Source organism: Sphingobacterium sp. SGG-5, from assembly GCF_011043525.1.
Lineage (GTDB): Bacteria > Bacteroidota > Bacteroidia > Sphingobacteriales > Sphingobacteriaceae > Sphingobacterium.
In genome coordinates this window covers 284,019-309,499 of sequence record NZ_JAAKGO010000005.1, presented here as the reverse complement: position 1 = coordinate 309,499, position 25,481 = coordinate 284,019, and the positions used below count along the sequence as shown (strand labels likewise).

Annotated in this window: 20 protein-coding genes; 16 read left to right on the top strand and 4 right to left on the bottom strand. The window is 44.6% G+C overall.

All coding sequences use genetic code 11. The annotated features are described in order from the left end of the window. Positions 1–8 precede the first annotated feature (8 nt). The 4 genes from G5B30_RS09745 to G5B30_RS09730 all read left to right on the top strand — a co-directional run bounded on the left by G5B30_RS09745 (position 9) and on the right by G5B30_RS09730 (position 3,289). Entirely contained in the window at positions 9–209 is a 201-nt protein-coding gene (locus tag G5B30_RS09745; RefSeq protein ID WP_165319788.1) for a YwbE family protein, read from the top strand. A gap of 208 nt (positions 210–417) precedes the next feature. Then, complete coding sequence (gene carA / locus G5B30_RS09740) at positions 418–1,518, top strand: glutamine-hydrolyzing carbamoyl-phosphate synthase small subunit (protein ID WP_165319787.1); 1,101 nt, start codon at positions 418–420, stop codon at positions 1,516–1,518. Positions 1,519–1,665: 147 nt separating this feature from the next. Next, positions 1,666–2,961 (top strand): phosphopyruvate hydratase, encoded by a 1,296-nt coding sequence (gene eno / locus G5B30_RS09735; RefSeq protein ID WP_165319786.1) that lies wholly within the window; start codon positions 1,666–1,668, stop codon positions 2,959–2,961. Between the two features lie 28 nt (positions 2,962–2,989). Next, positions 2,990–3,289: an FtsB family cell division protein gene (locus G5B30_RS09730; protein WP_165319785.1), complete on the top strand. Its 300-nt coding sequence runs from the start codon at positions 2,990–2,992 to the stop codon at positions 3,287–3,289. Positions 3,290–3,342: 53 nt separating this feature from the next. On the opposite strand, the gene G5B30_RS09725 is transcribed toward G5B30_RS09730, so the two are convergent. Further along, positions 3,343–3,765: a hypothetical protein gene (locus tag G5B30_RS09725; RefSeq protein ID WP_165319784.1), complete on the bottom strand. Its 423-nt coding sequence runs from the start codon at positions 3,763–3,765 to the stop codon at positions 3,343–3,345. Positions 3,766–4,029: 264 nt separating this feature from the next. On the opposite strand from G5B30_RS09725, the gene G5B30_RS09720 reads away from it, so the two are divergent. Next, positions 4,030–7,875 carry a TIM-barrel domain-containing protein gene (locus G5B30_RS09720; protein WP_165319783.1) on the top strand — a complete coding sequence of 1,282 codons (3,846 nt, stop codon included), beginning with the start codon at positions 4,030–4,032 and terminating at the stop codon, positions 7,873–7,875. A gap of 15 nt (positions 7,876–7,890) precedes the next feature. Here the strand turns inward: G5B30_RS09720 and G5B30_RS09715 are convergent, their stop codons facing one another. After that, the gene (locus G5B30_RS09715) at positions 7,891–8,346 is read right to left on the bottom strand and encodes a copper resistance protein NlpE (protein ID WP_165319782.1); all 456 of its coding nucleotides are present in this window, start codon (positions 8,344–8,346) and stop codon (positions 7,891–7,893) included. 387 nt (positions 8,347–8,733) lie between these two features. Between G5B30_RS09715 and G5B30_RS09710 the strand changes: the two genes are divergently transcribed. Beyond that, positions 8,734–9,174, top strand: a complete 441-nt coding sequence (locus G5B30_RS09710; protein ID WP_165319781.1) for a hypothetical protein — start codon at positions 8,734–8,736, stop codon at positions 9,172–9,174. Then, positions 9,140–9,472 carry a HopJ type III effector protein gene (locus G5B30_RS09705; protein ID WP_165319780.1) on the top strand — a complete coding sequence of 111 codons (333 nt, stop codon included), beginning with the start codon at positions 9,140–9,142 and terminating at the stop codon, positions 9,470–9,472. Before G5B30_RS09710 ends, G5B30_RS09705 begins: the two co-directional genes overlap by 35 nt. Here G5B30_RS09705 and G5B30_RS09700 read toward each other — a convergent pair whose 3' ends face one another. After that, complete coding sequence (locus tag G5B30_RS09700) at positions 9,473–9,853, bottom strand: nuclear transport factor 2 family protein (protein WP_165319779.1); 381 nt, start codon at positions 9,851–9,853, stop codon at positions 9,473–9,475. A gap of 3 nt (positions 9,854–9,856) precedes the next feature. Next, the gene (locus G5B30_RS09695) at positions 9,857–10,408 is read right to left on the bottom strand and encodes a DUF1697 domain-containing protein (protein ID WP_165319778.1); all 552 of its coding nucleotides are present in this window, start codon (positions 10,406–10,408) and stop codon (positions 9,857–9,859) included. 62 nt (positions 10,409–10,470) lie between these two features. On the opposite strand from G5B30_RS09695, the gene G5B30_RS09690 reads away from it, so the two are divergent. From G5B30_RS09690 to G5B30_RS09650, 9 genes are all read left to right on the top strand, one after another. After that, positions 10,471–11,061, top strand: coding sequence for an RNA polymerase sigma-70 factor (locus tag G5B30_RS09690; RefSeq protein ID WP_165319777.1), 591 nt, complete (start codon positions 10,471–10,473; stop codon positions 11,059–11,061). A 72-nt stretch (positions 11,062–11,133) separates the two neighbouring features. Next, positions 11,134–12,231, top strand: coding sequence for a FecR family protein (locus G5B30_RS09685; protein WP_165319776.1), 1,098 nt, complete (start codon positions 11,134–11,136; stop codon positions 12,229–12,231). Positions 12,232–12,259: 28 nt separating this feature from the next. Then, a complete protein-coding gene (locus tag G5B30_RS09680; protein WP_165319775.1) occupies positions 12,260–15,892 on the top strand; it encodes a SusC/RagA family TonB-linked outer membrane protein in 3,633 nt (1,210 codons plus the stop codon). Between the two features lie 12 nt (positions 15,893–15,904). Next, on the top strand, positions 15,905–17,371 hold the full coding sequence (locus tag G5B30_RS09675) for a RagB/SusD family nutrient uptake outer membrane protein (protein ID WP_165319774.1): 1,467 nt from the start codon (positions 15,905–15,907) through the stop codon (positions 17,369–17,371). 36 nt (positions 17,372–17,407) lie between these two features. Beyond that, positions 17,408–19,393 carry a substrate import-associated zinc metallohydrolase lipoprotein gene (locus G5B30_RS09670; RefSeq protein WP_165319773.1) on the top strand — a complete coding sequence of 662 codons (1,986 nt, stop codon included), beginning with the start codon at positions 17,408–17,410 and terminating at the stop codon, positions 19,391–19,393. Between the two features lie 7 nt (positions 19,394–19,400). Beyond that, a complete protein-coding gene (locus G5B30_RS09665; RefSeq protein ID WP_165319772.1) occupies positions 19,401–20,714 on the top strand; it encodes a DUF4302 domain-containing protein in 1,314 nt (437 codons plus the stop codon). A 27-nt stretch (positions 20,715–20,741) separates the two neighbouring features. Next, entirely contained in the window at positions 20,742–22,397 is a 1,656-nt protein-coding gene (locus tag G5B30_RS09660; RefSeq protein WP_165319771.1) for a serine hydrolase domain-containing protein, read from the top strand. A gap of 31 nt (positions 22,398–22,428) precedes the next feature. Beyond that, complete coding sequence (locus G5B30_RS09655; protein ID WP_165319770.1) at positions 22,429–23,577, top strand: C1 family peptidase; 1,149 nt, start codon at positions 22,429–22,431, stop codon at positions 23,575–23,577. 3 nt (positions 23,578–23,580) lie between these two features. Continuing rightward, entirely contained in the window at positions 23,581–25,473 is a 1,893-nt protein-coding gene (locus G5B30_RS09650) for a CocE/NonD family hydrolase (RefSeq protein WP_165319769.1), read from the top strand. Positions 25,474–25,481 lie beyond the last annotated feature (8 nt).

The following is a 25,481-nucleotide window of genomic DNA, read 5'->3' as shown; positions in this document are numbered from 1 at the left end:
GTTTGGATATGGACGGAAAAACAAGAGCATATATTAAACCAGGTATGGTGGTCAACATTATACTAAAGAAAGATCAGCGTTCAGGGAAATTGACCGAAGGGGTGGTCAAAGACTTGTTGACTTCGGCAGCATTCCACCATCGTGGCATCAAAGTTCGCCTTGAGGATGGACAGATTGGTAGAGTACAAGAGATCATAGAGGAGGAGTGAAGTTTTTGACGTTTTAGTTTTTAGTTTTTAATTTTTTATTCCTACCTTTGTCTCCCGTGAAAATTGATGTTTTTGATTTGATCCCAACAGACACTTCGTTCGATAATGACGTCGACATCATATTAATTGATAAGAATAGCCCATTTGGGCTTTTTTTGTGTCCAGTGGTTTTTGACAACGATCGTATACTATAATTTTAAAATAGAGAATGACCAACTACAGTAAATTACCCGCAATTTTAGTTCTTGAAGATGGAACCGTTTACCACGGCAAAGCTGCCGGAAAGATCGGTACGACAACGGGAGAGATATGCTTCAACACAGGAACTACCGGTTATCAGGAGATCTTTACCGACCCCTCGTACTATGGGCAGATCATGGTGACGACCAACGCTCATATCGGTAACTATGGTGTAGATAACGAGGATACCGAGTCGGGTGAAATACAGATTGCGGGTCTTGTATGTAAGAACTATAATATCAATTATAGCCGGAAAATTGCAGATGGATCCATTCAAAACTATTTCGAAGAAGAAAATTTGGTCGGTATATCCGATATTGATACCCGCTCTCTGGTCCGCCACATCCGGGATAAAGGGGTGATGAATGCGATCATATCCTCCGAAAATCTGGATGTCGAATCGTTAAAAGCGAAGCTGGCGGAGGTGCCTTCTATGGAAGGTTTGGAGCTGTCCTCGTCGGTTTCTACCAAAGAGCCTTATTTTTATGGCGACGAAGACGCTTCTACACGCATCGCGGTATTAGATTTAGGTATCAAGAAAAATATCCTGCGCAACTTTGACGACCGGAATGTGTATGCGAAAGTCTTCCCAGCGAAAACCACTTTTGCCGAAATGGAAGCTTGGAAACCGGAAGGTTATTTTGTCTCCAATGGCCCAGGAGATCCTGCAGCAATGGAATATGCGATCGATACGGTGAAAGAAATCCTTGCCGCCGACAAACCGATGTTTGGTATTTGTCTTGGTCATCAGATCCTGGCCTTGGCGCATGGTATCCGGACAGAGAAGATGTTTAACGGCCACCGTGGTATCAATCATCCCGTAAAGAATATTGTGGCTAACCGTTGCGAGATTACTTCGCAAAACCATGGATTTGGTGTCGTCCGGGAAGATATCGAGCAATCGGATGCGGTAGAAGTTACCCATGTCAATCTGAATGATAATTCCATAGAAGGAATTCGGGTGAAAGGGAAGCCGGCATTTTCGGTACAATACCATCCCGAGTCGTCGCCGGGTCCACATGATTCACGCTATTTATTTGATGACTTTATCAATATGGTGAAGGCTTAAATACATACATATAGGAACGCCTCAAATCTATGAATAGATTGAGGCGTTTTTTTTGTAATTTTGATTTGGTGATAAAAATTGATATATTAGTGTCCAAAATACACTAAGTAAGATTGAAGTTTAACATAAATCCTAGTATAGAAAAAAATGAGTTTAATTATCGATGTTCATGCGCGCCAGATCTTGGATTCGCGCGGAAATCCAACAATTGAAGTTGATGTAACGACACAAAATGGTTTTGTAGGTCGTGCAGCGGTCCCGTCAGGCGCATCTACAGGTGCTCACGAAGCAGTTGAATTGCGTGACGGGGATAAGAAACAGTATTTGGGTAAGGGGGTTTTGAAGGCTGTAGAAAATGTAAATACCAAGATCGCAAAAGCTTTGGAAGGTGTGGACGTTTTCGAGCAAAATGCCATCGACAAAATGATGATTGATCTTGACGGCACAGAAAACAAAGGAAAATTGGGTGCAAACACTATTTTAGGCGTTTCATTGGCCGTTGCCAAAGCCGCAGCGCAGGAAAGTCGCCAACCGTTGTATCGTTATATCGGTGGTGTCAATGCCAATACGTTGCCTATTCCGATGATGAACATCGTCAATGGTGGCGCACATTCCGATGCACCTATTGCATTTCAGGAGTTTATGATTATGCCTGTAGGTGCTGCATCTTTTTCGGAAGCGCTACGCTGGGGAGCCGAAATATTCCATACCTTGAAAAAAATATTACACGATAGAGGGTTGTCTACGGCCGTAGGGGACGAAGGTGGTTTTGCTCCGACGTTCGACGGTACTGAAGATGCGATTGAAACCATTTTATCAGCAATTAAGAAGGCAGGGTATAAGCCCGGAAGTGAAGTTTGTTTGGCATTAGATTGTGCTTCAACTGAGTTCTACTCCAAGAACAAATACGATTATAAGAAGTTTGAGGGAGATAAAGGGGCTGTTCGCACCAGTGAAGAGCAAGCTACTTATCTTGCTGAGTTGACCGAAAAATATCCAATCATATCCATTGAAGATGGTATGGCCGAAGACGATTGGAAGGGCTGGAAATTGTTGACAGAGAAAATAGGTGATCGTGTACAGCTTGTCGGTGACGACTTATTTGTGACGAATACCAAGCGCCTTCAAGATGGAATTGATAAGCATACTGCAAACTCTATTCTCGTGAAAGTCAATCAGATTGGCTCGTTGACAGAGACTATTGAAGCTGTTTCATTAGCACAAACGAATGGTTATACCTCGGTCATGTCGCACCGTTCGGGTGAAACCGAAGATTATACCATTGCAGACTTGGCAGTTGCATTAAATTGTGGGCAAATTAAAACAGGTTCTATTTCCCGTTCCGATAGGATTGCAAAGTATAACCAGTTACTTCGTATTGAAGAAGAGTTGGGTGCAAATGCAAAATTTATTGGAAAGAATTTTAAGTATGCCAAAAAATAACTACATTAGGTAATTAATCGATTGGAGTATGGGCCGTCTTTTTTCCTTGATCCGGAATAAATATCTGATTGCCGGAATCGCATTTCTGGTTTGGATGATCTTTTTTGATCGTTATGATTTTGCAACGCAGTATCACTACTTGCAGGAGAAAGGTAAATTAGAAAAAGAAAAGGCTTTCTATGGTGTGGAAAACCAAAAAATTGAACAAGCTATAAAAGACGCCCAATATGATCCAAATGAGATACAACGCATAGCACGGGAGAAGTATAGGATGAAGAAGGAAAATGAAGATATATACGTTATTACCGAAGTAGAAGCGAAAAAATAAAATAAAGCCCGGATCTCCACCCGGGCTTTTTCATTGAAACAAAAATACCCAGTTTAGGGGTATGTCGATACGACTTTGCTGATTTTCCAGTCCTCTTTTTCCAGGCAAAGCGTGATATAATCTACACGTGTAAAATGTTCAAACGCCATCGAAGCTTTTACAATCGTGCATCGTGGACTTGCATCTAATATCTTGTAATTTGTTTCACAATCATAGGATAACCCTTTGGTCTTTTTTAAAAACCGTACGAGCTGCCTTTTATTGATTTTCCGTTCATTATCCTGTGCATATACGGTCATCTCGAAATTTTTGGTGAAGAGGCGTTCATCAAGAGTGCCTTGTCCTTGCATGAGGTAGCCTATGTAATGGTCCATTACATAGGTGATACTTATGCCACTTGGGGTTTTCGTCGTACTAGCGAAAGAAGAAAGGGATAATGTAAGGACCACAGCTGCGATTGATAATGTAGTTTTCATAATATTGTATTTTAAAGTTGTTTTTCTATTTGTTTGTTGGATCAAAGATATTTCGAAAAATGACGCGCTTTAAGCGTAAATAGGCGAATGATAAAACGATCTCGGTGAAAGTGACATTTTATTCGGTCAACGGATTTTCACCGGCCGTTTTGTAATATTTTTAGGATTTAAGGGTACTTCTGCAACTTTTATTTACTTTTACCTACCTTATTTTAAAACTTACTATACAGTGTAGTTTATTTTACTTAGCTATAACTGTACATCATGTATACTTTATCACAACGAGCACTGTGGGCTTGTGTTTTTATCGTTCTCTTTTTAGGGAACCCTATTCGAAATCAGGCACAGCCGAATGCCCCACTAAAGCAAAAAAATCCATTCTCTGCTGTCAAATCCGTACAAAAGATTAACCCGACGACGGTAGAAGTATTGTTTGAAGATCAGAGTCGGGCGTTACTCGATTTTTACTCCGACCATATTTTCCGATTGTTTCAGGATCCTCGAGGAGGTATATTGCGCGATCCGCAAGCTACTCCTCCTGCACAGATTTTGGTGGATAACCCGCGGAAACCGTTGACGTCCCTTGAGGTCTCATCAGGGGATGAGGCGATTATCATTCGTACCGAGGCTGTGGAAGTGTCTATTCTCACGAAAAATGGCCTGTTGTCTGTCCGGAACAAGAATTCAGGAAAGACGGTCTTGAAGTGGGATGAACCCATCCGTTTTGAAAACGGAAAAACGATCTTAACATTGCAGGAAGAGCCGGATGAATATTTTTATGGCGGTGGTGTACAAAATGGCCGTTTTTCCCACAAAGGAAAGATTATTGCCATTGAGAACCAAAATTCCTGGACGGATGGTGGTGTAGCATCACCCACACCTTTTTATTGGTCGACAAACGGTTATGGTGTGCTTTGGCATACCTTTAAGAAAGGTAAATATGATTTTGGAGCGACCGCTACCGGCGAAGTAAAGCTGTATCACGAAAGTGACTACCTCGATGTATTTGTGATGATAAATGACGGAGCCGTACCCCTGCTGAATGATTTCTATCAGCTGACCGGCAATCCGATACTGATGCCAAAGTTTGGGTTCTATGAAGGCCATCTCAATGCCTACAACAGGGATTACTGGAAAGAAGATGAAAAAGGCATCCTGTTTGAGGATGGGAAGAAGTATAAGGAGAGCCAGAAAGATAATTCAGGTATCAAAGAAAGTCTCAATGGCGAAAAAGATAACTACCAATTCTCGGCAAGGGCCGTCATTGACCGTTATGCCCGATACGATATGCCTTTGGGCTGGTTTCTTCCGAATGATGGATATGGAGCCGGGTATGGTCAGACCGAAACCTTGGACGGTAACATACAGAATTTAAAAGAATTTGGTGATTATGCACGTCGGCGTGGCGTTGAGATAGGCCTATGGACACAGTCTGACCTACATCCGAAAGATAGTATCCCTGCATTATTGCAAAGGGATATTGTCAAAGAAGTCCGGGATGCCGGCGTACGCGTCTTGAAGACTGATGTAGCTTGGGTCGGTCCCGGTTATTCTTTCGGGCTGAACGGGATCAGTGATGTGGGCCATATTATGCCCTATTATGGACACGATGCACGTCCTTTTATTATATCCCTCGATGGATGGGCGGGTACACAGCGGTATGCGGGAATTTGGTCGGGCGATCAGACCGGCGGTGTATGGGAATATATCCGTTTTCACATACCCACTTATATTGGATCCGGTCTATCGGGACAACCGAATATTTCATCCGATATGGACGGTATATTTGGAGGGAAGAATGTACCGGTCAACGTGCGGGATTTTCAATGGAAAACATTTACACCTATGCAATTAAATATGGATGGGTGGGGCTCAAATCCGAAATATCCGCATGCCTTGGGTGAACCGGCCACATCCATTAACCGACATTATCTGAAATTGAAATCAATGCTCATGCCCTACACGTATAGTATAGCCCGAGAGGCCGTAGACGGTTTACCTTTGGTGCGGGCGATGTTTCTATCGGATCCAAATGATTATACATACGGCAAAGCTACGCAATATCAATTTATGTATGGGCCGAGCTTTTTGGTGGCACCGGTCTATCAGGCGACCCAGATTGATACCGCGGGTAATGATGTCCGGAATGGCATATATCTGCCGAAAGGAGAATGGATTGACTATTTTTCGGGAGAAACTTATGCCGGCAACCGTGTTATCAACAGTTTTGAAGCGCCATTATGGAAGTTGCCGGTATTTGTGAAGGCGGGTGCTATCATCCCGATTGCACAGGCGCACAACAATGTGCATGCGCTGTCCCGTAAGGAGCGTATTTATGAAATATACCCGAATGGCTCTTCGGTATTCACGGCATATGACGACGATGGGACAACACAGGCTTATCGTGATGGGCAGGGGAGCTGGACGAAAATAGAATCAGAAGTCAACGGTTCGCATGTAAAAGTCCGTGTGCATCCAACCAAAGGCTCGTTTGCCGGTATGGAGACCGTGAAGACAACTTCCTTTGTCATCAATATGACCAAAAGGCCGAAAAAGCTGTCCGTCAAAATCGGTGACAAGAAGGTCAGGTTGGAGGAGACCGCTACGTTGGACGAGCTTCATCAGCAAGAGAATGGATATTATTACGATGAACATCCAGATCTAAACCGTTTTGCTACGGCTGGGACACCGTTTTCAGTAATCCACATCAACAAAACACCACAATTGCATATCCGCGTACAAGCTGTTGATATCACACAATATGCTATACAGCTCGATATTGCCGGTTTTGAGTTTAGCCCGATCAACCACCTGCTGCACAACCGAGGTGTATTACAAGTGCCCGGCAATGTTCAGATTCCAGAATCCGATATTCAAGCGTATAGTCTGCAGCCCACCTGGGATGTGGTACCCCGTGCCGATTATTATGAGATCGAATTTAACAGTATGCTGTATTCCACCATTCGGGATACCACGCTGCTATTTGATAATCTCCAATCGGAAACGGCGTACACTTTCAAGGTACGTGCAGTCAATAAGGACGGGGTGTCGGACTGGACAAGTATTCAGGCCACAACAAAATCTAATCCGTTAGAATTTGCGCTCCACGGTATAGTCGGAGAGGCCTCTGCCGAAAATCAGGGGGGATATGGCATACAAAAGCTGTTTGATCACGACGAAGGGAATCTATGGCATACCAAATGGAAGCAACAGGCCGTGCCTTTTACGATCGTGATGGATTTAAAATCCGTTAATCAGCTGGATAAAATGCATTATTTGCCGCGCAGCGGTGGAGGAAATGGTATCTTGACCAAAGGCAAGGTGTCCTATAGTACGAATAAGGAAGACTGGTCGGACGCAGGAGATTTTACTTGGGAACGTACGGACGACGTGAAAATTTTTACTTTTGAAAAACACCCTACGGCACGTTATATTAAGATTGTAGTAGAAGAAGGCTCAGGCGGATTCGGTTCTGGAAGGGAACTGTACGTTTTCAAAGTGCCAGGTACCGAAAGTTACCTCCCGGGAGATATCAATAATGATGGTTTATTGGATATGAACGACTTCATGTCGTATACCAACTATACGGGTTTGCGCAAAGGTGATGCGGATTTCGAAGGTTATATCAGTCATGGTGATCTGAATAAAAATAATTGGATAGATGTGTACGATATCTCGGTGTTAGCTACGCAATTAGGAGGGGGCGTGAAACCTGATCCAACCGAAAAGATAACCGGGAGGATCACTTGGATCTTTTCAAAACCGACGGTCGAGGCCGGAGAAACAGTAGATATCCTAGTGAAGGGTATAGGTTTGAAAGCAGTAAATGCGATTGGTTTTACCTTACCTTATGCGATGTCGGATTATGAATTTGTAGGAATACAACCATTGGGAACAAAACACATGGAGAATTTGACCAACAATAGATTGCACACCGATGGTAGCAGAGCTTTGTATCCGACTTTTGTTCATATAGGTAATCAAGAAACCATCTCTGGAGACGTAGATCTGCTTAAACTTACGTTGAAAGCCCGGAAGGCGATGGCCGTAAATCTACATCTTAGAGATGGTTTCCTTGTGGATAAAAAGCTGAATACTATTCGGTTTTGAGAATAGCTGCTCTTATCACCGTATCTTCTTCAATATATAATGGTCAGCAAGATCACCGGTGATTTGTTGACCACTTTGATCCAGTTGGAAAAGTTGGTTTTCACCGACTTTAAATTTCATGTCGGTGTTTTCGCCCTGAAGGTGAACGGCACTACCGTTGTCATGCCACATAAATTTGCCGCTGTCGGCGACAGAAAAATCGCGTTCGAGGTATGCTGCCTGGTACGTAAATGTTTCATCACTTCGGAGTTCGACCGTGGTTTTGATTCCCGGGCAATCGGCGCAAGGTGTAATACCCTCATACGTGCCTTGCCAATCCAGCGAATTTTGAGAAGTATGGACGGTGTCGATGTAGGATTCGTCGACAGTTGATAAGCTATCCTGTACCTGCGTTCTCGAATTGGTGTTAGACTGGCATGCGGCAAAGAGCAAGAATACTACTCCTATACCGCCTAAGGTTAATTTTTTCATGTTTTGTCGTTTAAATGTATTGCATTTGTTTGATTATCTATTTTACCAAGCGAAAATAAAGCCAAAGTTCATTACGCAATACCTGCCTACCGCAGACAGGCGCATATTTCAAAACTCAGGTCCAACAGCTGACCGCTTATCACGGATTACGGGACCAACACCAATAAGTGCCGTGCAAAAAAAGCGAAAAGGTGTAAAAATGAGACCAAATTAGGGGGTAGGCAAAAAACGCTCTGTCTCATTTTTACACCTTTTTTTGGCCTTTTTGAACAGATTTTTTGCTTAAAATATGCTTTATTTAGGTCGTTAATCGGGTTTTTTGACAAATCAGAGGTGGAAAATCCTGACATCGGACTGCTAGCTGTTTTACCAAAACTGCTAGCAGTTTTGGTAAAACAGCTAGCAGAGATGCTCGAAGAGGTAGCTCGCACGGTACAACAGCTGGCAGAGATGCCCGAAGAGGTAGCTTGTTTGGTAAAACAGTTAGCAGAGATGCTTGAAGAGGTAGCTTGTTTGGTAAAACAGCTAGCAGAGATGCCCGAAGGGGTAGCTTGTTTGGTAAAACAGCTAGCAGAGATGCCCGAAGAGGTAGCTTGTTTGGTACAACAGCTAGCAGAGATGCCCGAAGAGGTAGCTTGTTTGGTACAACAGCTAGCAGGAATGCTTGAAGAGGTAGCTTGTTTGGTAAAACAGCTAGCAGGAATGCTTGAAGAGGTAGCTTGTTTGGTAAAACAGCTAGCAGGAATGCTCGAAGAGGTAGGTAGTATCCCGCTAAGTGTGTATCTTTACCCCCATGGTACGACAATTATTAGAACAACTCGAAGCTAAAGCAATTCAATTTAAAGACGTTTTAGCACATATAGACACACACTATACTTATACGGCTTCTGCTTTTCAAAATGGTAGCCAGCATAATGCCGAACATGAGAATCAAGGAAGTGCAAAGGTGCTTTCGTTTGCCAAGCTTCATAACTTATCGCAGACCGATACGCTGGGGCTATTTGCAGAACATTATGAGGCCGTGCAACAGACACCTCAAGGGACAGACCACCAGAACATCCGGCAGTTTATGCAACATGGATGGGTGGGATTACAATTTGACCGGCAGGTCTTACAGGAAAAGTAATTATTCCTCCGTGTCGCGTAGGACAAAACTCTTTATTTTTTTAATTTGTGTGGATTTGGCGGATTCAAATTCATAAAAATCTGCAAAATGAATACTGTAATCGGATAATATGATCTTTCCTCCCGCAGAGCCCTGTTTCCCGTGGGTGAGTATATAATCCAATACCATTCCTTCTACCTGACCGATCCTATTTTTTTCAAAGAAATCGTTTACTTCTTGCTTTCCGGATAGTCGGACTTCTTCGACAAATTCCCAGACAATATCGTCAGCGAGATGGGAGTAGACCTTAGCCATATCGTTGTTCACAAATGCTAAACAAATGTTCTTTATCAATTCGCGTTTCGGCGAGTTACCGTAGTCTTGGGGGAAACTAAACTTCATGGCCTAATTTTTTAAAAGGGCGGCACCTTCCAATAGGGTGATCATTTTTTGCACTGTATTCATATTTCGTCCTGTACTTTTCACTTTAAGCTTCTTTTCGATAAAGTTGTTGGACAATTTGGAGTTAGCCATGCCTTCGGGAAGATAGAAATAGACGATATTTTCAATTACTTTGAACTGCTCCTCGCCGAGATCCATAGCATGAAAGGCTGCGATGGCTTCCTCGTGCGGAGATGTATACAGAAACGTAGCAAAAACCCTATTCCCAGGTAAGGCACTATCGAACGGGTTTTGATTAAATACCTCCTTCAGCTTTTTCTCGGTCAAAACGAAAACATCGATGGTTAGGTTAAAATGTGTGGCAATTAATTGTCGGATAGTTAACGATACCGTTTCCGGATCCTCAGAAGAAGCCAAGACAATATTCCCACTTTGGATATAGGTCACTACATATTTATAGCCCTGTTGGGCTATAATTTCTTTCAGCTCTGCCATTTTAATCAGATTTTTACCGGATACATTCACAGCTCTTAAAAAAACGGCATATATGTTCATCTTGATATCGATCTATATTCTCTATGTAAAACTACAAAAATTTTTTCTCTATCTTTGGTTAAATGAAACCTAATGAAATCACCCCTAAAGATTGCCAGGTAGAGCTGATTCTTCGGCTGAAGTCAGGGGATGTGAATGCATTTAGGCGAATTTATAATGACCACTGGGCAACTGTATACTATCAGGTGTTTCGTGTATTAAAGAATGAAGAAGATACGAAGGATGTTGTACAAGAGGTGTTCAGTAGCCTCTGGATACATCGGGAAAAGCTCTTAGATAAGACCAACCTATCTGCTTATCTATACGTGCAGGCCCGAAACCGTGTGTTGAATCTTATTGCAAGCCAAAAGGTGCGTAGTGATTATCTTCTTTCTGTCGCGAAGTACGCGGACAGGCTTCACAATATGACGGAAGAGTTAATAGATAGCCGGGAGCTCCTGAGGAGGGTGCAACAAGAAATCGATCAGCTTCCGGCAAAGATGCGGGAAATATTTGAGCTCAGCCGCAAGGATGACTTGTCCCACCGGGAGATCGCCGAAAGGCTGCAGATCTCGCCTGAGACGGTAAAGAAACAGATCAAGAATGCCCTGAAGCTACTTAAACCTAGACTGAAAAACATAGGTGGTGTCTGTATCTTGTTGTTGATGCGATAAAAAAAAGAAAAAAATATACCCCCAACCACAGGCTGACCTGTTATACTCATATAATCAAGATAAATCTGATTTATGAACAACGAACAGGTTCGTGAACTTATTCATAGGTATAACGAAGGGAATGCAAGCCCAGAGGAACAGGCTCTTTTGGAGAACTGGTATTATCAGCAAGGAGAAAAAACTCCGCTGACGGAGGAAGATCTGCTGTTTATTCTACAAAAGGAATCGATTTGGAATGGAACTTTACGCCGTTCGGGGTTGCTTGCTCCGAGGATTAAGCGCTTCCGTTGGTTACCGTATGCTGCTGCTGTCGTCCTGTGCCTCATGATGGGTGCCATCTTCTTCCTGTATCGGGGGGATAATGCACAGATCGCACAGCAACGAGTTTCTCGTCAGGAAATACTGCCGGGAGGGAATCAGGCCACATTGTTTTTTTCGGATGGACAGTCTGTCGAGCTACGTACAGACCAGAAGGAGATCCGATTGGACGGGCAACAAATTGTCTACAGTGATGGTTCGGTCGTGTCGCCAAAGGATAACCGTAGTCTGACCGTAAAGACCCCGAGGGGTGGACAATATAAACTCGTTTTGCCTGATGGTACCCAGGTTTGGCTCAATGCGGAATCAGCGCTGACGTATCCGCAAAGCTTTGGTGAAGACGAAAGAAAGGTGACGCTTCACGGCGAAGCTTATTTTGACGTCGCCAAAGGTAAAAACGGAGCTGCTTTTGTGGTTCACAGCCCACAGATGGATATAAAAGTTTTAGGAACTAAATTCAATGTCAATGCTTATCCCGATGAAGTAGCGACCAAGACGACTTTAATAGAGGGAAGCGTCAATATAAAAACCGTCGAAGGGTATTCAGCGATTATCAAGCCCGGGCAACAAGCCTATCAGACTGCCGGTGGAATACGGGTGGATCAAGTGGATACGCACAGCTTTGTAGCTTGGAAGGACGGCTATTTTGCATTCGAAAATACAGGATTGACAGATATTGTCCGGCAGCTTTCCCGTTGGTATGCGGTCACCCCGGATTATTCGAGTATTCCCGATTTGCATTTTACAGGAGGAATATCTAGAGACGTACCTTTAGGTCAAGTTTTGGATATGCTGGAAAAGTCGGGAAAGATCGAATTTGTGTTGAATAATAATCAATTAAGAGTATACTAAATTTATATTAATCCGAATGTGTGAAAGATTGAAAAACTACACAAGACCGTGCCAGCGCACGGTTAAAATACTGGTGGTACTGCTGTACTTGTCCGGTATGCAAGCCATTGGAAAAACCTATTCACAGAAGATTTCGATTTCGATGAAACGCGGATCTCTTGTATCTGTTTTACAAAGCATCAAACAGCAGAGCGGCTATATGTTTTTATATAATGATGAAGCAATAAAAGATATAGGCGATATCTCGTTACATCTTAAAGAAGTGAGCTTGGAACAGGCGTTACAAAGTGTATTTCAGAACCAGCCTTTTTCCTATTACGTGGAGGGTAAGACCATTGTTTTGGTCCCCAAGCCTAAACGATCGGTGCAGGTTCAGCACGAAAAGACGGACATAAAGGCCATACAGCGGATACTTCGGTCGAAGGTGGTGAATCCAGCCGGGCAGGCGATTCCTGCTGCTACGGTATCCGTGAAAGGTACGAATCAATCCACCCAGACGGATTCAGAAGGCGCATTCGCATTGCAAGATATTAAAGATGCGGATATCATTGTTTTTACCTCAGTGGGTTTTCAGCAGGTTGCTATTCCGGCATCGCAAGTAGGGTCAAGCGTGATCATGTCGGAAATTGTCAGTATGTTGGATGATGTGGTTGTGACAGGATACCAGACTATCAACCGGAAATTGTTTACGGGTGCAGCGACACAGGTAAAGATGGAGGATGTCAAAATGGAGGGAGTTGCCGACGTCAGTCGGATGCTTGAAGGTAGGGTAGCCGGTGTGTCGGTACAAAATGTCTCCGGTACGTTTGGCACGGCTCCGAAGATTCGTGTGCGGGGAGCAACATCAATTAGCGGCGAAAACAAGCCTTTGTGGGTCGTTGATGGTGTAGTGTTGGAGGATGTGGTAAATGTATCTAATGACCAGCTTTCCAGCGGCGATCCATTAACACTACTGGGTTCGTCTGTAGCGGGTATAAATGCAAACGATATTGAAAGCTTCGAGGTGTTGAAAGACGCTTCGGCGACCGCGCTTTATGGCGCACGTGCAATGAACGGAGTAGTGGTTATCACCACAAAAAAGGGGAAATCGGGGAAAGCCCGTGTCATGTACAACGGCAATTTCTCATCCTATCTGAAACCGAGCTATCGCACGTATGATATCATGAACTCGGCAGACCAGATGTCCGTTTACCTCGAACTGGAGCGTAAAGGCTGGTTAAATCATTCGACGATCTCTACGGCGAGGGACGGTGGCGTGTTTGCCAAGATGTATGATCTTATCAATACGTATGACGAAACTTCCGGTCAGTTCGGTTTGCCCAATACAACAGTGGCACAGAATGCTTTTCTCACGCGTTACGCAAATGCAAATACCGATTGGTTTGATTTGTTGTTCAATAATTCTTTTGTGCAAGAACATGCGGTATCGGTCTCTTCTGGAACAGAAAATGCACAACACTATTTTTCGACCAGTTACTATAAGGACAGTGGGTGGACCATAGCGGATCAGGCACAGCGTTATACGGCCAACATACGTTCCAATTATAAGCTTTCCGATAAAGTGACCTTAGGTACTATTGTCAGTGGATCGGTGAGGGATCAAGACGCGCCGGGGTCCAATACGCGTGTAGATGATGCCGTTCGAGGTGAATATACACGAGATTTTGACATCAACCCCTTCAGCTATGCACTGAATACAAGCCGTACACTTACCGCATACGATGAAGACGGGAACCTGGAGTATTTCAGGCGTTCGTATGCTCCCTTCAACATCCTCAATGAATTGAATAACAATAGTCTTAACGTCCGTGTCATGGACTTAAAGCTTCAGGGTGATTTGGGGTATAAATTTTTGAAAGATTTTGAATTTAATGTACTCGGATCGATGCGGTATGTCAAGACAGGGCGTGATCAGCGGGTCACCGAGTATTCCAATATGGCCCAGGCCTATCGGGCAAACTGGTCCTCGTCAGTGGTGTCCGGCAATCCCTATCTCTATACAGATCCTGACTTTGCTATAGCCGAACCAATGGTGGTATTGCCACAGGGTGGGCTTTTGCATATCACGGATGATGAAATGATCAACTTTTACATGCGCAATACCGTAAAATGGAACCGCGAATTTGACGACAAACACACCGTGTCTGCATTCCTCGGGCAGGAGATCAAATATGCCAACCGCCGTCGGAATTATAATAGGGGATATGGTTATCAATTTGATAGCGGAGGTGTTCCTTTTACAGATTATCGCATTATCAAACAGCTGTTGGAAAGCAGCGATAGTTACTTCGGTCTAAATGAATGGTATGATCGATATACCGCGTTTTTTGCCAATGCAAACTATGCCTATGACCGGAGGTATGTTGCTAACCTGACATTCCGCTACGATGGTTCCAACCAGATGGGGATGAGTACGACGGCACGGTGGTTGCCGACATGGACGTTGAGTGCGGCTTGGAATATCGACGAGGAAAGTTTTATGGAAAATGCACATGTTGTCGATTTTCTGAAATTACGGGGAACGTATGGGTTGACGGCCAGCATGGGAAGTGCGACCAACTCTTCCGCCATATTCAGGGACGGTTCTACTTTTAGACCTAATCTTTCGGAACTGGAGTCCAGTATTCAATTGGTTAGCCTCGAAAATGCGGAGCTTACCTGGGAGAAGCAATATGAAGCTAATATCGGGTTAGATGTAGGTTTTTATCGTGGGAAGCTTCATTTTTCTGCGGACTATTACAATCGAAATGGTTTTGACCTGATCGGTTCCTATCGCACGTCCGGCATCGGCGGGCAGGCCTTTAAACAAGCTAACTACGCTGATATGAAATCTCAGGGCGTAGAGCTGACGTTGGGAGGAAAGGCCGTGAACCAAGAGGATTTTAAGTACAACGCTAATCTGACCTTTGGTTATAATAAAAATAAAATTACAAATCTGAAAAATACGCCTGTGATCTATAATATGGTTGTTCCAACAGGAGGGGTGAAGGAAGGTGGAGCCGTCAGAGGGCTCTATTCTATTCCCTTCTTAGGTTTGGATCCATTTACCGGGATCCCATCGTATATTACCGAAAATAGCCGTCCAGGTGTAAATATCAATATGCAAAGCAGCGCTACGGATATATTGATCTACGAAGGGTCTGTGGATCCATTGGTGACAGGTGGTTTTTCAAATACGTTTCATTACAAACAGTTTTCTTTAAATGTGTTTTTTAGCTATCAGACCGGCAATAAAATACGTTTAAATCCTTTTTATAAAAGTGTGTACTCCGATATTTCAGCGATGCCCAATGAGTTTTTTGACAGAAGGGTAATGATCGGAGACGAGCAGTTTACGGGCGTACCCTCTATATTGGAGTTCAGGGAGTATACAGAACTGGGGGCTGCTTGGCCTTATAATACCTACAACTATTCGGACTACCGGGTAGTCGATGGGTCATTTATCCGTTTGAAGACGGTTTCATTGGGATATAATATGGATGACCGCCTGGTGAAAGCTTTGGGGGTGAACAGCCTTTCTTTTAGCTTGCATGGAACCAATCTATTTTTATTGTATGCCGATAAACGCTTGCGCGGGCAGGATCCTGAATTTTTTAATTCGGGAGGAGTAGCCCTACCTATGCCTCAACAGTTCACTTTATCGTTAAAATTGGGAATTTAGACTATGAGAAAGATGAATAATCAGACAATATTACTAATTACATGTTCAGCTTTTTTGTTGTTGGGATGTAAAAAATATCTGGAACAGGCACCTGATCAGCGAACCCAGATCAATACACCTGAAAAGGTAGGTAAACTACTGGTTACGGCCTATCCTTCGGGTAATTATATGATGTTTGCGGAGGCGATGACGGACAACGTGACCGACAATTATGTGGAGGGGCGTGCTGACGCAATTAATACCGATTCTTACTTTTGGAATAATGTTCGTTCCATATCGCGGGACTCGCCGACGAGTTATTGGAATGATGCCTATAAGGCCATTGCAGTAGCCAACCATGCGCTGCGCGCCATTGAGGAAATGGGTGGGGGAGCGGAATATATGCCTTGGAAAGGAGAAGCGTTACTGGCCCGGGCTTATGCGCATTTTATGTTGGTGAATTTGTTTTCCAAAAGTTATGATAAGGATACTGCGGCTGAGGATTTAGGCATACCTTACATTACCCAACCGGAGACAGTGGTAGAGCAAAGTTACGGTCGGCATACCGTCGAGTATGTCTATGAGCAGATCGAAAAGGATCTAAAAGCAGGATTGCCGTTGTTGAAAGACGATGCATATAGTGTGGCTCCGTTTCACTTTACCCGCAGGGCAGCGCATGCCTTTGCTACACGGTTTTACTTATTCTGGCAGAAGCCGGAAAGTGCAATCGAACATGCTGATCTTGTGTTTCCTGACGGAAATGTCGTCGCAAAAATGAGACCTTGGACAGGTCGTTATAAAAACCTGAGCTATAATGAGCTCGCGGTAGAATATACGAAAGCTACAGAACCAGCAAATCTGTTGCTTATTGAAACCCAATCCTGGTGGGGAAGCCGGTGGAGAGACTATCGCTATAGCACCTCGTCAGTACTGCGTAACCAGATATTCGGTTTAGGAGGCGAATCGAATATTACAGGCGGGGCATTGGCCTATATCACCGGTCAAGTCGGGCTGACTTCATATTATGTGCGGAAATTCACCTACTTTTTTGCTCGGATAGGTGGAGCCAGCGGAACGACGGGATATGGATATACTGTCATTCCTGCATTGACCACCGAAGAGGTGCTATTCAACCGCGCTGAAGCATACATTATGTTGGAACGCTACGATGACGCGTTGGCAGATATCAATACTTTTATCAGCCAACGAGTAACGGGATATAATTCGTCCACACATGATCTCACGCTGGATAAAGCAAGATCCTATTACGGCGTAGGTGATGACGGAGAAGCGCTGATCAAAGCTATATTGGATCTGAAGCGGCCTGAATTTATCCACGAGGGTATGAGGTGGTTTGACATACTTCGTCATCGCCTGTCGGTTGTCCATAAGGATCTAGAGGGCAATACCTATACGCTATCCGCCGGTGATCCACGAAGGACATTGCAGTTGCCACAGGAAGCGCTAAACGATCCCGGCATACAACCGAATCCAAGATAAAGGTGGATGATTACAGATATAAAAAAAAATAGTGAAATGAAAGCATTGAAATATATATTCCTCTTTTGGGTCGTATTTGCAACAAGTTGCAAAACCGAACTACCTCTCGATAAGCAAATCGGCGAATATGATCGTGATGGATGGCCACGTACGGAGGTAGACGATTGGTTACAGGAAACCTTTACCGATCCCTACAATATTGAAGTTAAGTACCGTTGGGACGCATCCGAATTTGCACAGAACAGGACGTTCGTACCTGTGGATATGGATAAAATACAGCCGTTCATGAACTTTGTTAAATCGGCTGTCATCGATGTGACAGCGCAGGTAAATGGCCCCGACTTTGTGAAAAAGCATTTTCCGAAGCAGCTTATGCTGGCGGGGAGTTATTTTTATAATGTCGATGGGACAATTTATGCGGGTATTGCGGAAAATGCCCGTAAAGTCTTTCTTTTTGGCGTCAACGATTTTGGGGGGGAGAGTGCAGCGGAAGTCAAAAGTAAAGTACGGGTGATTTATCACGAATTGACCCATATTTTGCACCAAAAGGTGATGTACCCTGTAGAATTCAAAACGATAACCCCCGGAGCGTATACCTCCAATTGGAACGCTGTCACCCTGCAGAATGCCCGGAACGCGGGATTTGTGAATGCATACTCGATGAGTACAACAAATGAAGATTTTGCGGAAATAACCGCCAACATCCTGGTGAACGGCAGGGCAGGCTTTGAAAGCATTATTGCATCAGCTAATGCAGAAGGCCAAGCCTTACTGCGGCAGAAAACGGCTATTCTTGTCGATTATTTCGCTCAGGTCTGGAATGTGGATATATGGGCGTGGGCAGATGCATTGGCCGAAAAGTTGGATGAGCTTGTCGAGGAACCCGTGGTTGAGCCCGATTTCGATGCGCCGCTGTATCCACAGTTGGGCGACGACAAGGTCTATAAATCCGTGATTGTGGATATGGAGCACTCGTCTATCCCGGCCAATCTGAAGAACTTATGGGCACAAGCTGCGTCAAATCTACTCATTATGAGCGATGGTAGATCGTTTCATAATAAGTTTTCCATGCACTTTACGAGTAATAATACCGTACAGTTGATTTTCTACTATTACGAAGCAAATGGGATATGGAGTGTTCCTCAGCGCTTAAACTATCAGATTATACCCCAATCGGATGGTGGCTATCGGTTTGCATATTTCTCCAGCCCTACGCCGGCGAGCAGTCTACGTATTTTGCCTGCGTTGGATCCCTTCCTAAAAGAATGGCTTGATGCAAATTCTTTTTTGGTACAATGGGCGGATGAAACGATTGCACCTCCGCTGGGAGACGAAAAGTATATCCATATTGCGCAGGCAGACGACCCACAATCTTTTATTGTTGGTGAGTTAGGCAATGTGGATTTGACGTCAAGTGTATGGCCTTTTAGTACCACCGATCCCCAAGAACAACTACATGACCAACTCGGGACCGGATCTGACAAATTGTATTCGACGCTTTTGTTTTCCGAGCACACCGCGCAATCACAGGGATTTAAAGATGATTGGGAGGCTGTTAAAGCAGCGGTTCGTGAATCGCATGCAAGTTATCCGACTAATCACCGAACGCTCTTCGGTATGGCGCTGTATATTGGGGCAACACTTAATGACGCCAAGTTAGCCGTGTTCTACGGACATGCCTCGAACATCACCAGCCCCAATTCGGTCGCTCGTTACAATTTAAATCTTTCCATCGATGCAAATGGTATAGCCAAAGTGACGAATTTAACAAATGATACCTTTAATGGTAATGCAGCTAATCTTCGAACAACCCTGCAACCATTTTTTGACAAATATATCATCAACTCTGGTGGAATGCGGATTATCTATGCACCTGAAACCGTTGCGGTTCCACCGACAGGGCAGAAATACGGTATGATTATTCCGGTCAATAGTCCGAATAATTATTTTTTCGGATTGGTGAATAACTTTCCTATCCTAACAGCGACGACTGCGGCTAATATGCCAACAGTATTTAATTAATGAAACAATGAAAAGATTTAGTTTATATATCCTGGTGTTTTTGACTTTAACCGTTGCCTCTTGTCAAAAAGAACTGGAACCTGTATTAGGAGATCCCGACGAACGTCTTAATGAAGCGTTGAGGTCCTATAAAGACAAACTGGTGTCTGCCGAATATGGCTGGAACGGTTATATCTACACCAAATTCGGCGGCGGTTACTCATTTCATTTTGTCTTTCATGAGGACGGTCGTGTGGAAATGGTCGGTGATCTGACGGAAGAAACAGTTACGGAAGTGAATGAATCCACTTGGAGGCTTAAATCCAGCCAACAGTCCTTGTTAATTTTTGATACATATTCCTATCTTCATCTCTTAGCGGACCCTAACCGGAATGTTTTCGATGGTCAGCCGGGGCAAGGTTATGGCTCCGATTATGAATTTGCTCTTCTGGAATCTGTAGGGAACACGTTGCGCTTTCAAGGAAAGCTCAACAAGATTGACTTCTATATGGTCAAGGCGACCCAACAGGATAAACAGGATTGGCAATCGGGGAAAGTTTTAGATATCGCAACAACAATAAAGCGAAATCGCTTTGCGTCTACTTTGACAGATGATTTGCAATTTATGGTCAATACCGAGCAGAAGGTTGTGGTGTTTGCGGGGCAAAACGGACAATTTACCACCGTGCCGTACACCTATAATACCCAAGGGATTTCATTGAAAACCCCGTACTCCAAAGGTGCATACACGTTTACTGACATTAGCTGGGATGAAGCTAACGAGACCTATTTTGTTCAGTCGAAGGGACAGCGTGTTGAGATGACGGTTTCATCGACGCCACTATTTTCCCTTGCACCGATGGTGGGCTATGGAAAGGGATTTTCGACGATTGAATTTAATGGCGAACAAATCAATTCGGCCCTTTCTTTGGGATTGACCGATAGATGGGAGCAGGCTAAGGAAAACAACTTACTTTATATGGGCCCTCCTACAGGTCGCATGTTGTTGGATTACGCTATTATGCGCTTTCTGGCCAATGATGAAGTTTCCATTCACTTTCGTTACAGGCATCCGGAAACAGGTGTCGAGTTTACAGTGGGAATTTGGTATCGTTTACAGGTCAATTCCAACGGCACACTACAATTTACGTATCTAAGACGGGACAACAATACCTTATTTAATGATGAACGTGTAATGAAGCCTTTTACAGCTGATTTTTTTGCGGCTAAGACATTTCGGATAGACTGGGTCGAAAACCCCGATCCAAATTCGCCCCATTTAATCGCAGGTCTGTATGCGGTCGATGACGCTACCGATTTCTTCTATGGTATACCTCGTTAATGCACGGAGAATAAAGGATTGAATGCTATGAAAAATAGGATTACCCGATATTTGATATGTTTGGTACTTGTACTGGCGGTACAACTCGGGAAAGCACAGTGGTCGCCAGACAGTATAGCTGTGATCGAAAAGGGCTTTTCGTCCTGGAATCAGCGAACTCCGGGAGGGGTATTGCAGATTGCCCGATCCGGGAAAGCCATTTACCAAAAGTCCTTTGGGATGGCCGAACTGGAACAGGGTACCCCGAATACTCCCCATTCGTTATTCGAGGCCGGATCTGTTTCGAAACAATTTACTGCTGCGGCGATCTTGTTGCTAATCAAGGATCGTAAACTGGTGTTGACGGATGATGTCCACCGGTATATTCCCGAATTGCCAGACTATGGGTATCCGATTACGGTCCATCATCTACTTACGCATACCAGCGGCATAAAAGACTGGGGTACTGTTGTAGCCATGGGGGGATGGCCCAGAACAAGCCGGGTATACAACCAACAGCATGTGTACGCGACTATATTTCGGCAAAAGAGCCTTAATTTTATTCCCGGCAGCGCCTTTGCCTACAGCAATTCCAATCATAATCTTCTGGTATTGTTGGTGGAGCGTATTACCGGCCGACGTTTTGTGGATTTTACGCAGACCGAGTTGTTCGATCCGGTAGGAATGACATATACAGGCTGGAGGACAGATTTCCGAAAAGTTGTACAAGGGCGTGCGGTAGCATACCGGGCATCGGGAAACGGTTACGAGCAGTTTATGCCATTTGAAAATACCTATGGGCATGCAGCATTGTTAACAACTACAGCAGATTTGATTCGATGGAATCAGTGGTTGGCAGACAAGAGGTGGGGAGACGAATTCGAACGGTTGAGATTGCTGCCGTACACCTTTGCCAATGGTACGAAAAGTGAATATACCTGTGGAGCACTGTTTGTCCGAACGATTAAGGATCAGTTGGAGATCTGCCATACCGGCTCGACAGCAGGGTACCGTTCTTGGTTAGCCTATTATCCGGAATTGGAATTATCAGTGGCTTATCTGTCGAATGATGCATCCGTACCTTCCATTGCGGTAGCTCGACTGGTTTCCGATTTATTTGTCGGTGCACATCCCTTGCGGCTACCGATAAAAAACAACCCTGCGTCTATTCAAGTAACTGATCTTCGGGCGCAGGTAGGTCTATATAAGTGCGTTGATGGTCCAGAAGTGCTGGAATGGGTGCAAAGAGGCGATTCGTTGTACCTGGCGCGTGATCCGGAGTGGAACGGTATGTACAATGATCCGTGGAAAACCGACATCAGACAGTTTAAATTTTCGGGCACGGAAGTGGACGTCTTGTCGACGAACGGTGCACAGCATTACCGTAAAGTGCAAGCCATTGATTTGTCCGATGCGAGACTCTCGGGATTACCCGGTCGCTATTTTTCGGAGGAAGCCGGGGGGGAGATTGTTATAGACTGGTCGAAGACAGATAACAGCTTTCGAATGCAGTTTGAAAATGGACAATCCGTTAAATGTGTCCGTGCATTCGTCGATGGGGACAAGCTATCGATCATCGCTGCAAATCACGTTATCCTGACACTTGAATATGGAAGGAAAGGAATTGTTGGTTTTACGGCAGATTTGTCGCAGGAAAGCTTTGCGATGGCGCGGGCGGATAATTTGGTTTTTGAGAGACGTTAATGGATATAGATAAAGAAATAAAAATGGTATTATGAAGAAAATTTTATTGTTATGCTCGGTATGTTTTGTGTGGATTGTATATGCGCAGGCTCAGGTTTCCATTGGACAATATAAGTTTACAGAAGATCTAAAACACCCCTACACGCCCTTCAAAATGCAGGGCGCTACAGGTACCTGTTGGAGTTTTGCCACCGTATCTTTTTGGGAATCTGAATTAATTCGGCAGGGCAAAGGTTCGCTGGACCTGGCTGAAATGTATGTAGTACGACATGCTTATAAAGAAAAGGCTGCCAACTATATCCTCCGTCAGGGGGCTGCCCGGTTTACACAGGGAGGGCTGGCGTACGATGTGGCGAGGCTGATCGATCTGTATGGTGTGGTACCACAAAGCCTGTATGACCAAAAAGGCACAGCAGATGGTAAATACGATCATACGGAATTGTATAATACATTAAAGGTCTACGTGGACACCGTTATTGCTCAGCAGAAAAAAGGTGTACATGTCGCTTGGCGCAGCGGTGTAGACAGTTTGTTAGATCGTTTCTTTGGTGAAGTACCTCAGGAATTTAGCTATCAAAACGAAACCTATACTCCAAAGACTTTTGCGGACCACCTTGGTCTGCGAGCAAAGGATTATGTGACATTGGCCTCCTTTTCGCATCATCCCTATTATAGCTCTTTTGTGTTGGAAGTGCCGGATAACTGGTTCAACGGTATCCATCGGAATCTTCCGATGGATGAGTTGATACAGGTGCTGGACTATGCATTAGATCATGGTTTTACAGTGGCGTGGGATGCTGCCACGCATGGTAGTGGCTTTTCGAATACCTTGGGGCTGGCAGTGGTGCTCGAGAAGGAGGTAGGTAAGATGCAACAGGCTGAAAAAGACGACTTTTTAGCGTCGGCCATACATCGCGAAAAGCAAATCCCTCCAGCACTTCGTCAGTCATTGTTTGAAAGCTATAGTATCACAGACGATCACCTGATGCATATTACAGGTCGTGTAAAAGATCAGCATGGAAAGACATTTTATTACACGAAAAATTCCTCAGGAGATGGGATACGTCCGACCAAGGGATATTTATATGCATCGCTGCCTTATATCCGTTTGAATACGATTTCATTTATGGTGCATAAAGATGCTATTCCTGCGCAGATCCGTGCCAAATTAGACCTATAGACCATGAGAGCGTTGTTGATTTTTTTCTATGTGCTTTGCGGAATTTGTGGGACGAATGCCCAAACAAATCCAGATTCGCTATGGATGGCAGATCATTATGTGAAGGAAGAAGTAATGATTCCCATGCGTGACGGTACACATTTGTTTACGGCGATATACAGACCGACGCAGGGAAAAGACCATCCCATCTTGCTGACACGTACACCTTATTCATCCAGTCCTTATGGTACATCTTTTCGTCCTTGGTGGAACGGACATTTTAACGAGTACGTCAGAAAAAACTATATTCTGGTCATACAGGATGTCCGGGGAAGGTGGCGGAGTGAAGGCGCTTTCGTGAATGTTCGCCCGCTGAGCGATACCTTGCAATCACCGGTCACGATAGACGAGCGAACCGACGCCTACGATACCATGGAATGGTTAGTCAATAATGTGCCCGGCAATAACGGTAGAATAGGAGTTTATGGGGGGTCTTACGGAGGTTTCTACACCTTAATGGCTGCTTTGAGTAGACACCCGGCATTACGGGCAATTAGCCCACAGGCACCTGTCACCGACTGGTTTATCGGTGATGATTTTCACCATAATGGTGCTTTTTTTCTGATGGATGCATTTACATTTTTTACAGAACAGGATAAGTACAGACCTTCCCCTACATCGACCTATAATACAGAATCACCATTTCGGTACGTGGATAACTATGATTTTTTCCTAAAAGGGGGTGCGTTGAAAAATCTTACGGCATTAACCGGAGATAGCATTCCTTTTTGGAAAGACCTGATGACAGACCGTCCGTATCATCCCTGGTGGTACGAACGTACCGTAACCCATTTTTTGAAAGATTTGACGGTACCCACACTGGTTGTAGGAAGTCCTTATGATGCCGAGAATACCTATGGTGCTTGGAAGACCTATAAGCGTATGCGTGAGGCGAGCCCTGCTGCACCGTTGACCTTGGTTATGGGCCCGTGGTACCATATGCAATGGGTAAGGGATACACTTGATTTCATTGGGAACCTCCATTTCCCGGGACAGACATCCCGGTGGTATGCCGAGCATATGGAATATCCTTTCTTTCATCATCATCTGTTGGATCAAGGGAACTGGGAAATGCCGAATGGTACGGCACAGATATACATTTCCGGCGAAAACCAATGGCATGCATTTCCGAGCTGGCCACCTCCTGCGACAACGGCGACGGCGCTTTATCTGCATCCCCAAGGGAAGTTGTTGTGGACTCCTGCGGAGGAACCTCAGGGAGAAAGCGTTTATGTGAGTGACCCGTCCCATCCTGTGCCTTATCGAGAAGATGTTCACCGCGTGCGTACATTAACGTATATGACCGACGACCAACGTTTTGCAGCACGTAGGCCGGATGTTCTTGTTTTCCAGACGGAGGTGTTGGAAAGTGACCTGACGCTTGCAGGGCCTATCGTGGCCGATCTGCAAGTGCAACTGAGTACGACCGATGCCGATTTTGTGGTTAAGGTCATCGACGTATTCCCCGATGATTTTAGTTACGGTGACCCGGCTCCCAGTAGGCATAGAAGGATGCCTTCATCAACCTATCCCATGGGCGGTTATCAAATGTTAGTCCGGGGAGAAGTACTTCGTGGCAAGTATAGACATAGTTTTGATACGCCCGAGCCGTTCGTGCCCAATCAACCCGAACACGTTCAGTTTACCTTGCCTGATGTGGCCCATACGTTTAAGAAAGGACACCGGGTCATGGTACAGCTGCAGAGTTCCTGGTTTCCTTTGGTCGATCGCAACCCTCAACAGTTCCTCGACATCTATACCTGTGCGGATTCCGATTTTGTACCGGCTACTATTCGCATCCTGCATAATGCGGTGCATTCTTCCAAACTGATCTTACCTGTTTTATCCACACCTTAATCCGACCC